Source organism: Mannheimia glucosida (assembly GCF_046267875.1).
GTDB classification, from domain to species: domain Bacteria; phylum Pseudomonadota; class Gammaproteobacteria; order Enterobacterales; family Pasteurellaceae; genus Mannheimia; species Mannheimia glucosida.
Genome location: NZ_CP176502.1, coordinates 19,411 through 31,588 on the forward strand (window position 1 = coordinate 19,411; position 12,178 = coordinate 31,588).

13 protein-coding genes are annotated in these 12,178 nt (G+C 39.9%); 5 read left to right on the forward strand and 8 right to left on the reverse strand.

The features are described 5' to 3' along the window. Window positions 1-116: 116 nt before the first annotated feature. Window positions 117-1,754: a glutamine hydrolyzing CTP synthase gene (gene pyrG / locus ACJ7Z2_RS00110; RefSeq protein ID WP_409500385.1), complete on the reverse strand. Its 1,638-nt coding sequence runs from the start codon at window positions 1,752-1,754 to the stop codon at window positions 117-119. 267 nt (window positions 1,755-2,021) lie between these two features. On the opposite strand from pyrG, the gene ansB reads away from it, so the two are divergent. Continuing rightward, window positions 2,022-3,071: an L-asparaginase 2 gene (ansB, locus tag ACJ7Z2_RS00115; RefSeq protein ID WP_409500386.1), complete on the forward strand. Its 1,050-nt coding sequence runs from the start codon at window positions 2,022-2,024 to the stop codon at window positions 3,069-3,071. 78 nt (window positions 3,072-3,149) lie between these two features. On the opposite strand, the gene ACJ7Z2_RS00120 is transcribed toward ansB, so the two are convergent. From ACJ7Z2_RS00120 to ACJ7Z2_RS00135, 4 genes are all read right to left on the reverse strand, one after another. Then, the gene (locus ACJ7Z2_RS00120; protein WP_409500387.1) at window positions 3,150-3,794 is read right to left on the reverse strand and encodes a hypothetical protein; all 645 of its coding nucleotides are present in this window, start codon (window positions 3,792-3,794) and stop codon (window positions 3,150-3,152) included. Further along, entirely contained in the window at window positions 3,795-4,778 is a 984-nt protein-coding gene (gene cysB, locus ACJ7Z2_RS00125; RefSeq protein ID WP_154703337.1) for an HTH-type transcriptional regulator CysB, read from the reverse strand. It abuts the gene before it with no gap. After that, window positions 4,775-5,458 carry a pyrimidine 5'-nucleotidase gene (yjjG, locus tag ACJ7Z2_RS00130; RefSeq protein ID WP_006250873.1) on the reverse strand — a complete coding sequence of 228 codons (684 nt, stop codon included), beginning with the start codon at window positions 5,456-5,458 and terminating at the stop codon, window positions 4,775-4,777. Before yjjG ends, cysB begins: the two co-directional genes overlap by 4 nt. 75 nt (window positions 5,459-5,533) lie before the next feature. Beyond that, complete coding sequence (locus ACJ7Z2_RS00135) at window positions 5,534-6,427, reverse strand: transcriptional regulator GcvA (protein ID WP_006250380.1); 894 nt, start codon at window positions 6,425-6,427, stop codon at window positions 5,534-5,536. A gap of 444 nt (window positions 6,428-6,871) precedes the next feature. Between ACJ7Z2_RS00135 and rsgA the strand changes: the two genes are divergently transcribed. From rsgA to ACJ7Z2_RS00155, 4 genes are read left to right on the forward strand one after another with little or no spacing between them, the layout of a single operon-like run. Further along, entirely contained in the window at window positions 6,872-7,909 is a 1,038-nt protein-coding gene (gene rsgA / locus ACJ7Z2_RS00140; protein WP_409500388.1) for a small ribosomal subunit biogenesis GTPase RsgA, read from the forward strand. Further along, the gene (gene rnhB / locus ACJ7Z2_RS00145) at window positions 7,906-8,505 is read left to right on the forward strand and encodes a ribonuclease HII (RefSeq protein WP_409501149.1); all 600 of its coding nucleotides are present in this window, start codon (window positions 7,906-7,908) and stop codon (window positions 8,503-8,505) included. The genes rsgA and rnhB overlap by 4 nt, the downstream gene beginning before the upstream one ends. 12 nt (window positions 8,506-8,517) lie before the next feature. Continuing rightward, window positions 8,518-8,877 (forward strand): HIT domain-containing protein, encoded by a 360-nt coding sequence (locus tag ACJ7Z2_RS00150; protein ID WP_409500389.1) that lies wholly within the window; start codon window positions 8,518-8,520, stop codon window positions 8,875-8,877. Between the two features lie 2 nt (window positions 8,878-8,879). Further along, entirely contained in the window at window positions 8,880-9,251 is a 372-nt protein-coding gene (locus tag ACJ7Z2_RS00155; protein ID WP_409500390.1) for a YcfL family protein, read from the forward strand. Between the two features lie 34 nt (window positions 9,252-9,285). On the opposite strand, the gene ACJ7Z2_RS00160 is transcribed toward ACJ7Z2_RS00155, so the two are convergent. The 3 genes from ACJ7Z2_RS00160 to ACJ7Z2_RS00170 all read right to left on the reverse strand — a co-directional run bounded on the left by ACJ7Z2_RS00160 (window position 9,286) and on the right by ACJ7Z2_RS00170 (window position 12,143). Further along, window positions 9,286-9,915 carry an MBL fold metallo-hydrolase gene (locus ACJ7Z2_RS00160; protein WP_409500391.1) on the reverse strand — a complete coding sequence of 210 codons (630 nt, stop codon included), beginning with the start codon at window positions 9,913-9,915 and terminating at the stop codon, window positions 9,286-9,288. Between the two features lie 16 nt (window positions 9,916-9,931). Further along, window positions 9,932-10,486, reverse strand: a complete 555-nt coding sequence (locus tag ACJ7Z2_RS00165) for a YcbK family protein (RefSeq protein ID WP_409500392.1) — start codon at window positions 10,484-10,486, stop codon at window positions 9,932-9,934. A 169-nt stretch (window positions 10,487-10,655) separates the two neighbouring features. Next, window positions 10,656-12,143 carry a L,D-transpeptidase family protein gene (locus ACJ7Z2_RS00170; RefSeq protein WP_409501150.1) on the reverse strand — a complete coding sequence of 496 codons (1,488 nt, stop codon included), beginning with the start codon at window positions 12,141-12,143 and terminating at the stop codon, window positions 10,656-10,658. Between the last annotated feature and the right edge of the window lie 35 nt (window positions 12,144-12,178).

The window sequence follows — 12,178 nt, forward strand, 5'->3', positions numbered from 1 at the left end:
GCAAGCGGTCAAATTTACTCGCTTTCGCTCGCACTTCGTGCCATCGGCAAAGTCGATGTACAAACGCAAGCGTTTGTACAAAAAAATGAGTAAATTCGACCGCTTGTTAAGTTTGATTAAGCCTTACGACTCTCTTGGTGATCTTTCGCAGCTTTCACAAAACCTGCAAATAATGGATGCCCATCACGCGGAGTTGAGGTAAATTCCGGATGGAATTGTGCTGCTATAAACCAAGGGTGATTTGGCACTTCAATAATTTCCACTAATTTACGATCTGCCGATAAACCGCTCACTTTTAAGCCTGCCGCTTCAATTTGTGGTAACAGCTTATTGTTTACTTCGTAACGGTGTCGATGACGTTCAACAATCGTTTCCGCACCATACACTTCACGGGCTTTTGAGCCTTCAATTAAATGGCATTGTTGTGAGCCTAAACGCATTGTACCACCTAAATCTGACTCATCACTGCGGGTTTCCACATTCCCTTCGGCATCTTGCCATTCAGTGATTAAGCCAATCACCGGCTGTGAGCAATCTTTATCAAATTCAGAAGAATTTGCCTCAGTTAAACCTGCCACATTACGGGCATATTCAATTAGGGCGATCTGCATACCTAAACAGATACCTAAGTAAGGAATCTTGTTTTCACGGGCATATTGTGCAGTACGAATTTTGCCTTCCACGCCACGATAGCCAAAGCCACCCGGCACAAGAATGCCGTCTAAACCAGCCAATAACTCCGTGCCTTTGGTTTCAATATCTTGTGAATCAATGTATTTAATATTCACTGTTAAACGATGCGTTAAGCCTGCGTGTTTTAAAGCTTCATTCACCGATTTATACGCATCCGGTAATTCCACATATTTTCCGACCATACCGATAGTTACTTCGCCGGTTGGGTTTGCTTGGCGGTATAACACTTGTTCCCACTCTGAAAGATCGGCTTCTTTGCAATCTAAACGGAAACGATCGCACACAAAGGAATCTAACCCTTGCGACTTCAATAATTCCGGAATGCGGTAAATAGAATCTACATCTTTAAGCGAAATAACCGCACGCTCCGGCACATTACAGAAAAGGGCGATTTTTTTCTTCTCATTTTCCGGAATAGCACGATCTGAACGGCAAATTAACACATCCGGCTGAATACCGATTGAAAGCAACTCTTTCACCGAATGCTGAGTCGGCTTGGTTTTCACTTCACCTGCGGTTGGAATATAAGGCACTAAGGTTAAGTGCATAAACAAGGTTTTTTCACGACCGATATCCACCGCTAATTGGCGTAATGCTTCTAAAAACGGCAGTGATTCAATATCACCCACTGTGCCACCAACTTCCACAATGGCGACATCACGCCCTTTACCGCCTTCTAATACACGGGCTTTAATTTCATTGGTAATGTGCGGAATAACCTGAATGGTTGCCCCTAAATAATCGCCACGGCGTTCTTTACGCAACACTTCAGAGTAAATTTTACCGCTGGTAAAGTTGTTAGCTTTGCTCATTTTGGAACGGATAAAACGCTCGTAGTGACCTAAATCCAAGTCGGTTTCCGCACCGTCTTCGGTCACAAATACTTCCCCGTGCTGAGTAGGGCTCATTGTACCCGGATCGACGTTGATATAAGGGTCAAGCTTCATAATGGTGACATTTAAACCACGAGCTTCAAGAATAGATGCTAAAGAGGCTGCCGCAATACCCTTCCCTAAAGAAGATACAACACCGCCTGTGACGAAAATATAATTCGTTGTCATTGTGATTGCCTTTGCTGATTAATTGGGTTGGAAATTCAGAATATCAGTTTACTTTATAAAAAAGAAACTATCAGGACGGGAAAGTAGTTTACATCAAATTACATTTTTTTGCTAATGGAAAATCGGTAAGCAGTCAGATTAATTCTTTTTCAATAGTGCTAACTAATCTTAACTTAATTAATGCACTATTATTTGCGATAGATCAGAATTAACCTATATGTTTATGGATATCATAATACCTGTTTTTCTAATACTGGAGACGATACAATGAAAATCAAAAAATTACTACTGCCAACTCTGTTAAGCATTGCTACTATGCCAATTCAAGCAGCCGACCTACCTAATATTACAATTCTTGCAACTGGAGGGACAATTGCCGGTAGCCAAAAAAACACGGCAACCTCAGCTTATCAAGCTGGGCAGCTAAATATTGAAACACTCATAGAAGCCGTCCCGGATATTAAAACATTAGCAAATATCAAAGGAGAACAAATCGTTAAAATCGGATCTCAGGATATGTCTGATGAAGTATGGCTAAAACTGGCAAAAGCAATTAATCAACAATGCCCAAACACAGATGGTTTCGTTATTACGCACGGCACAGACACTATGGAGGAAACCGCATACTTCCTTGATATGACTGTAAAATGCGAAAAACCCGTAGTATTAGTGGGAGCCATGCGACCAGCAACTGAAAAAAGTGCCGACGGCGTATTAAATTTATATAACTCAGTTGTTGTCGCCAAAGATTCTAAATCTAGTGGCAGAGGGGTGTTGGTTGCAATGAATGATATTGTATTGGGCGCTCGTGATGTTACAAAAACCAGTACGACATCAGTGCAAACATTTAACTCACCAAACTTCGGTGCGCTAGGCTATATCCATAATAGCAAAGTCGATTATGAACGTTCCCCTGAAAGTAAACACACCGTAAACACCCCATTCAAAGTAGATGAATTAACGGAATTACCAAAAGTCGGCATTATTTATGCTTATTCAAATATGCCAACCGAACCGCTTCAAGCATTATTAGATGCGGGTTATCAAGGCATCGTAGTTGCAGGAGTTGGTAATGGTAATATGAATGCGGCAAATTTAGCTTTACTAGAAGAAGCGGCTAAAAAAGGAATTACCGTGGTTCGCTCGTCTCGAGTGCCAACCGGATATACTACCCGAGATGCAGAAATTGATGATAGCAAGTATGGTTTTATTGCTTCCGGTACATTAAATCCTCAAAAAGCACGAGTATTACTGCAGCTCGCCTTAACACAAACAAATGATATAAAAACCATTCAACAATGGTTTGACGATTTCTAAAAAATAAATAACAAGCGGTCTATTTTGCAGAAAAAATCACAAAATAGACCGCTTGCCTGATCTTATTCCTAATCTTTATTATTTTACAAAGCTATCAAAAGTTAGCTCGTAATTATCACCGTCTCGGCTATAGGCGATGTAGCGTGGGAATTTTTCGCCTTCAAATTTTTTCACCGTAATGTCTTTTTTATCACTGGTTCTAAACTTGTAGGTAATTTCTTGGTAAGTTTTATCACCTACTTTTACCGCCTTTTGAGCTTTACGTAGCTGCACATTCGGTGTCGGGTAAAGTTTTTTACCATTTGTGGTTTGGAAACTGCTCGGTAATTTATCGTAATAGCTTAACTGGAATGCCGTGGTAAATAAATCATAAGTCGGCATTGTCAATGCTTCTTCTTTTAATGGCTCTTTCACTTTGCCGTATTTTACCGTTTTAGAATCAATTTCTGCCATCGCATAAGTTTTGCCGTTACGGGTATCTCGGTAGCTCAACATATGAAATTGTTCGTTTTTTTCTGTTCCTTTCGCAGAAAAGACAATATTATATAAAGGCACATTAATTTTTGCCTGAATATTATATTGCCCACCGCCGTTATTAAAGTTAATGTAGGCTGGCATTAAATAATTTGAGCTGTATTTCAACTTAAAATTCTCCGCACTGGCGTTTGAAATCAAGCCCAAAGTGACCACGATTACGCTCGCTAACTTCTGCCTAATTCTCATCTATTTCTCCTCTAAAGATATACTTTCGAACAACCTTGAAATTGCATTATTATCTCGTAATTGTTCCGCTTTCTCCACTTGTACCCGTGTTAAATGTGGCGAAAAATAATTAATAAAATCATACATATAGTTACGAAGAAAAGTTCCTCGTTTAAAGGCGATTTGCGTCATACTCGGTTGAAACAGGTGGCTTGCATTGATAGCGACTAAGTCTTTATCTGTTTCCGTATGTGCCATTGATGCCATAATACCAACCCCTAAGCCTAAGCGTACATAAGTTTTGATTACATCAGCATCAGTCGCCGTAAATACGATATTAGGCAAAATACCTTCTTTATTGAAGGCGTGATCTAAATCCGATTGCCCTGTAAAACCAAAAGTATAGGTTATCAAATCATATCTACCTAATTGTTCGACAGTCAAATTTTTACTTTGGTTCACAAAAGCCGCAAGAGGATGCTCTGGTTTGACAATAACTGAACGATTCCACCAATAACACGGCAATAAAACCGCTTCATCAAATAAATATTGAGCTTCTGTGGTAATGGCTAAATCCACTTCTCCAGCCATCAAAGCATCATAAATTTGATTCGGGGAGCCTTGGTGCAAATGCAAACTTACTTCAGGATAGCGAGCCTTAAATTTCTCAATTACACTCGGTAGCATATAACGGGCTTGGGTATTGGTGGTCGCAATGCGTAAGATGCCTTTGTTGGGTCGGGTTTGTTCTTCAGCAACCGATTTAATGCTCTGGGCTTTTACCAATAATTCACGGGCGATCGCCACAATTTTTTCACCAGCAGGCGTTAGCCCCTTAACGTGCTTACCGTTACGCTCAAAAATATTAATTCCCAACTCACTTTCCAACAAACGAACTTGTTTGCTAATTCCCGGTTGAGAAGTGTAAAGCACCTCTGCGGCCTCAGTAATATTCAAGTTTTGGTTTACTATTTCAACGATATAACGTAACTGTTGTAGCTTCATAATGATTTCCCCTCTACAATCGCAATAATCTGTTGCATCGTATGCACTTCGTAAGTTGGCTTAATATCCGTATCATTCTCTTTACTAAGCAAATTTAACCAACAAGTATCAATCCCAGCATTATTACCTCCTAAAATATCAGAAGCGAGGGTATCGCCTACCATAAGTACTTTAGTACGATCAAATTCGTCCATTAATGCAAAAGCGTAATCAAACACTTGACGATCAGGCTTTGCGGCACCAATTTGCTCTGAGATCACTACAATATCAAAAAAATGTGAAGTTTGAGTATTATCTAAACGTTTTTGCTGCAAGTCGGTAAAACCATTGGTGATAATGCCCATTTTTACTTTACCATACAAAGCGTTTAACATATCCATTACACCTTCTAAAGGCTGACTGACGAATGCCATCTCCGCCATTAATTCTTGATTAAGTTGTAGCGGATCCACGCCTGTTTGAGCAGATAATTTTGCAAAGCGTCGGGTTTGAATATCTTGAGCAGTGATCTCATTATTTTGGTAAGCCACCCAAAGTGGTTTATTTACCGCTTGAAAGTCTTGATAATCTTGTTCACTAAAATCAATCTGGTAACGAGCCAGCATCGCTTTTAAACCAAGATAAGAATTAAATGAAAACAAGGTTTCATCAGCATCAAATAATACCCATTGATATTTCATAATATTCCTTTTTTAACTTAGATAACAAGCGGTCAAATTTTTCTAATTTTTCGCATACCGCTGATAAAGCCACGCTTAAGCACAACACTCTTTCATTTTTTGCTGAATCCACTCAACAAAAAATTGTACTTTCTGAACTTGGGCTGATTGCGAAGGATAGACAACATAGAACGATTTTTCATCAAACAATGTGGTTGGGAAAGGCTCTATTAAAGTACCTTTTTCAATTTCGTGCTGTGCCAACAACTGGTTGGCAATCGCAATGCCTTGTTGGTGCATTGCAGCTTGAAGCACCATAAAAGTATGGCTAAAAATTGAGCCAGTTTCCGCATCTACTATATCTTCTATATGCAAATGCTCAACCATCCTTTTCCACTTATTATGGGTAGAGGAATGCAATAAATGTTTACCTGCTAAATCTGCCGGTAAATGAATGGTATTTTGCGATAAATACTCAGGCGAAGCTAAAATAACAATACGGGATTCCGTCAAACGGATAGATTCCAGACCTTGCCAATCCCCCTTACCATAATAAATAGCAACATCAGTTTCTTTACCTAATAATCCCTCATCTTGATCAACACCCTTAATACGTACTTCCACTTCTGGATATTTTTCGTGGAAATCCGCCAAACGTGGGACTAACCAATGCATACCAAATGTTTGTGGTACGCTAATAGTCAGAATTTGACGACTACTTTGCTGCCTAATTTTATCTGTTGCGAGAGCAATTTGTTCTAATAATGGCTGAACTTCATAGAAATATTGTGCGCCTAACTCAGTTAATTCCAGCAAACGGTTACGGCGATGGAACAGGGAAGCACCTAAAAAATCTTCTAATAGTTTAATTTGGTGGCTCACTGCAGCTTGTGTGACGAAGAGATCTTCTGCCGCTTTAGTAAAATTTAAATGGCGTGCAGCAGATTCAAATGCTTTCAATGCATTGAGTGGTGGAAGTTTTTTGTTCATAATTTTTCAATCTAATAGATTACTAAACAAGCAACTCTATTATTTTTTCTGATAGTTTAAATAAAAAAAATTCGTTTGATGCTTGCAAATAGAAATAATAAAATATCCGCATACTTAGATGGATAGTTTAGAATTTATTTCTATTCCTAAATTTTAAGTATGATGTTGTGTTTGCATATTGGTCTAGGAAACTAGACTAGAGTAACGAAAGTTACTTGTTTCACTTCCTGTATATTTTGAACCGTATTGGTTTATAACCGCCCACTTTGGGCGGTTTTTTTCTATGTAAAAAACAGCACAAAATCTAGATCGCATTCTATATTATTCGCTACCTTTATTCTAGCCTTTCTGCTTTTTTATTCTTTCACTTTAATCTATTATAAAAAGAGGTTTTATAGTATGCTAAAGCCTATTTTTCATTTGCAATAATTACCGAGAGTTCTTTTGAGTAAACCGAAATTAACCCACAACCAACAGCGTAGAATCCAATCTAACCATCATAAGCGTATCAACAAAAAAGAGATTGAATGGCAAGATGAAATGTTAGGCGAAATGCAACAAGGCATTGTTGTCACCCGCCACGTTAAACACGCGGATGTTGAAACCGCAGAAGGGGAAATTTTCCGCTGTAATATTCGCCGCACGTTGAAAAATGTGGTGGTGGGAGATCAGGTCTCTTGGCGTAAAGGCAGTGAGCAGTTGCAAGGGATTAGTGGTGTCATTGAAGCCGTATTTCCGCGTAAAAATGAACTTACCCGCCCCGATTATTATGATGGTATTAAGGTGATGGCATCGAATATCGATCAAATTATTATTGTTTCGGCTGTGCTACCTACACTTTCGCTGAATATTATCGACCGTTATTTAGTGATTTGCGAAACGGCGAATATTCCTGCCTTAATCGTGCTAAACAAAATTGATTTATTAAACGAAAGCGAACGGCAAGCAGTTAAAGAGCAGCTCAAAATCTATGAAGAGATTGGCTATGAAACCCTATGTTTATCGGCTGATACGGGTGAAAATATGCAGGCGTTACACCAATATCTTGCTAAAGGCACTTCTATTTTTGTCGGACAATCCGGCGTGGGGAAATCCAGCCTGATTAACCAACTCTTGCCTGAAGTCAATGCCCTCACCGGCTCAGTGAGCGATACCTCTGGTTTAGGTCAACACACCACCACTGCCTCTCGCTTATATCATTTACCGCAAGGCGGACAGCTGATTGACTCGCCGGGCATTCGAGAATTTGGCTTATGGCATTTAGAACCGGAGCAAATTACACTAGGCTACAGAGAATTTCAATCGGTTTTAGGCACGTGCAAATTCCGTGACTGTAAACACAAAACCGACCCCGGCTGTGCCTTAAGACAAGCGGTCGAAAATGGGCAAATTTCTGCAATTCGCTTTGAAAATTACCATCGCTTAATTGAAAGCCTGTCAGAAACCAAAAGCCAACGCCATTTTAGAAAAGAAGAAGTATAATGAACGAGTTTATCTACCCTAACGCCCGATTAATCGCCGGTGTTGATGAAGTTGGCAGAGGGCCTTTAGTTGGAGCAGTTGTAACCGCAGCGGTCATTTTAGATCCGAATAACCCGATTCAAGGCTTAACCGATTCCAAAAAATTATCCGAGAAAAAACGCCAAGCGTTAGCGGAAGAAATTAAAGCAAAAGCCCTAAGCTGGTCGTTAGGTCGTGCCGAGCCGGCAGAAATTGATGAGCTGAATATTTTAAATGCGACCATGTTGGCAATGCAACGTGCGGTTGCCGGCTTGCATATTCAACCGGATTTTGTGCTAATTGACGGCAATCGTCCACCAAAACTGCCAATGCCGGCACAAGCAGTAGTGAAAGGAGACAGCTTAGTGGCAGAAATCAGTGCTGCGTCGATTATTGCTAAAGTCGCCCGTGATCACGAAATGGACGAATTAGACCAACAATTTCCGCAATATGGCTTCGCACAGCACAAAGGCTACCCGACCAAACTCCATTTTGAAAAATTAGCAGAATTTGGGGCAACACCTTATCATCGTAAGAGTTTTGCCCCTGTAAGAAAAGTATTAGGTTTAATCGACTAGAAGGAAAATACAATGGCTACAGAGTACCAAGAAACCATTTTCACCAAAATCATCAACAAAGAAATTCCGGCAAATATCGTCTATCAAGATGAACTTGTAACCGCATTTCGTGATATTGCCCCACAAGCACCAACGCACATTTTGATTATTCCAAATAAATTTATTCCAACCGTCAATCACGTGAGTGCGGAAGATGAATTAGCCTTAGGGCGTTTATTCACAGTGGCGGCAAAATTAGCCAAAGAAGAAGGCATTGCCGAAGAGGGCTACCGCTTAGTCATGAATTGCAATAAAAACGGCGGGCAGGAAGTGTTCCATATTCATATGCACTTGTTGGGCGGGCAAAAACTAGGGCCTTTAGTGGCAAAATAACTATGCGTATTTCCTATTTTACATTTGCAATTTTTTCGCTTTTTTTGACCGCTTGCGGCAGCAAACCGGTGAGCTATTTGCCCACAGGCTCAAGTCCAATCGTCAATATTGAAGCCGATATTGCCGAAAAAGTTGAATTGGATACCAACGGAAAAACATTTAGCACTACTAACTTAACCGATTATCCACTCAATGTGGTTTATAAGCTCTTTTGGTATGATAAAAATGGCGTAACTCAATCGCCAAACGGTATTTCAGACAGCAACGGCTGGCAACATTTATGGCTGCAACCTAAGCAAAAACAGACCGTTGCTCTGATTAAACCAACGGAAGAAAGCCACAATTACCGCCTCTATTTACGAGGCGTAAAATAGCAAAAAAGCAGAGCCAACTGCTCTGCTTCTTTATTTATTTCAAAAACGGGTTGGTCTGTTTTTCCCGCCCGATAGTCGTGTGTGGACCATGTCCCGGTATGATAATGAAATCATCATCTAAATCAAACATTTTTTCCCTGATCGTTTCCAATAACTGGCTATAGTTGCCTAAATAGAGATCTGTTCGACCTATGCTATTTTGGAATAAAACATCGCCACTAAAAGCAATACGATTGTCAAAATCAAAAAAGCCGATATGACCCGGAGCATGCCCTGGCAAATGTCGAACAGTATAGCTCAACTCGCCGACTTCGACCCGATCACCTTCCTCTAACCAATGATCCGGCAAAAAGCCATTTACCGGTGGTAAGCCAAATTGTTGGCACATTTCCGGCAAACGTTCAAATAAAGGTTTATCTGCAAGATGCGAGCCGAAAACCTCTACTTGAAAATGCTTCCTCAATTTTTCTACTGCCATAATATGATCTAAATGGCCGTGCGTAATCAATAACTTTTGAACCTTAAGCTGCTGAGATTCAACAAATTGAATAATGACTTCGGCATTATCGCCGCCATCAATAATAGCCGCATTCTTATTTTCGTCCCAAATCACCGTGCAATTTTGTTGAAATGGACTAACAGGAATAATTTGCAAATTAAACATAAAATAAGACCGCTTGTTAGCCTCTCCAAGTGCGAACTGGGCCAGTATCTACGTGAACAAAGTTACTACGAGGATAATAACCTACGCCACCATTATTCAAGCTCTCAGCCGCTTGTTTTACTTTATGTAACGGCACGCCTGATACTTGGAAATCTACTGCTTGTCCAAGAATATGGTAACTATGGCTGGCAACACCACGGCTTCTACGACGAAGTCTTGCATTTGTTTGTGCGGAGCGATAACCACTTAATACTAGGATTTCCGCATTATGGAAACCTAAACGGCGTTGTAATTGATTCAATTTGACAAATAATTTTGGATCAATTGCTTTAACCTGATTGATATGACGATCCCGCATTAAATAGTTTAACTGGCTTAGATCGGTTTTGTTTAATCCACCTGCACCAAATTTAGCAGTGTAAGTATCGCCTGTATTCACATTACGAAAACGTAACGCAGCTGGGGCAGGAGTAGAAAGCGCTGCTATTACTTGACCCGGCAGAAGGCTAGCCCCTAAAACAAGTCCACCGAGTGATAGCCACTTCCGGCGTTGAACATTAATTTGTTTCATTTTTTCCTCATAGGTTAGCTAATGATTTATAGAAAATCACTCACAAATGAGCGAATTTCTATACACCATACTTAAAGTAAGAATTTACAATCGTAAATTTATGTAAGCTATATTTTCAAAAAGTTCCAAGAAGATGATATCTTCTTGGAATTTATCAGAAATAGCACGATTAAATAATGCTCTTTAATTTTCCCCAATTCACAGAATGTTGTGGGATTTTGGCATCAAAGTTATAAATGTCCGGAAGGGTTTGCACTTTTCCACCTTCAACCCAAGCCGTCACATAATAGAGATAAACCGGGTTATCTGAACGAATCTGAGCCGAGGTCGTCTTCTTACTGCCTAAGACTTGATTCTTTTTATCAGATCCCCAACCCGCTTCTTTTAATAAAATGGTTGCCAATTCATCAGATTTTTCTACACGGACACAACCAGAACTTAACGCACGCCCCGTTTTACCAAATAATCCTCTATTTGGCGTATCATGCAAATAAATTGCATCCGAACTTGGCATATTAAATTTATAACGTCCTAAGGCGCTGTCATCGCCTGCTTTCTGACGAATACGGTATGGTGAACTTTTCGCATTTAAATATTGTGACCAATTTACGCTACGCGGATTAATTTTATTGCCGCTACCATCAAGAATTTCGAAACTAGCACGATCTGCATAACCCGGGTCACGCGCTAGTTTAGGAATAATATCTTTAGTCATAATACTGGTCGGCACATTCCAAGGCGGATTTACTACCACATTGCTCAGCTTACTATACATTACCGGTGTACGGCGATCTTCTCGCCCAACAATCACTTTAGATTGAAGAGCTAAATTACCATCACGGAAATAATATAATTGATAGCTTGGGATATTCACAAAAATTCCATTGTTAAAACTTGGAATAATACGTAAACGTTGAGCATTGAGCGCTAATTTATAGAAAGAAGCCCCATTACCACCACCAGCTACCTCCGTAACAGCTTTACCTTTTTTGGCTTTAGGTGCTGAAGAGCCTCCTGCCATTGCCAATACTCTCTGTGCCGTATCACGATATAAATGGTTTCTTGGAACAAGGTTTGTTACAAACTGCCCAGAATCGCCTTCCCTCACGGCATTAGTCCATTGGAAGATTTGCTCTGAAGAGGGCGATTTTGGTACATAACTGCCTAAGTTATATAACCAATTATTTGCATTTTTAAACACATTTTTGTTGTAATACAAATAATCTAAGAAGCCATCAGTTAATAAAATATCTCTACCTAAACCTTCCGGTTGATTTAAGATTTGCTGCAATGCCTTAGCTGATTTAGAGGATACCCCACTTACTGCAAATAATGCATATTCTTTCAAAAATGCTTTTTCTGCGGCTTTATCATTCCACATTGTCGCAAATTCACTGTCTAAATAAACCTTAGTTGTTGCTTGGCTCAGCAATAAGGCATTATTACCTATTTCTTGCTTAATTCTTGCTTCCGCTTCTGCAAATTTTCTTGCTTGCTCTTGACGAATTTGTTCCTGTTCTAACGCATAATCGGCCTGTTTTACCAATTCTGCAGCACGAGCCTGCTGAGCTGCAAAACTTAATTGCGGTAAAATATTATCTTGTACAACAGGCTCAGAAGCCACCTGAGCAACTGTGGCTGTTTCAGCCAAAGCCATGCCAGAAAACGCCACCATAATAGGTAATAATTTAA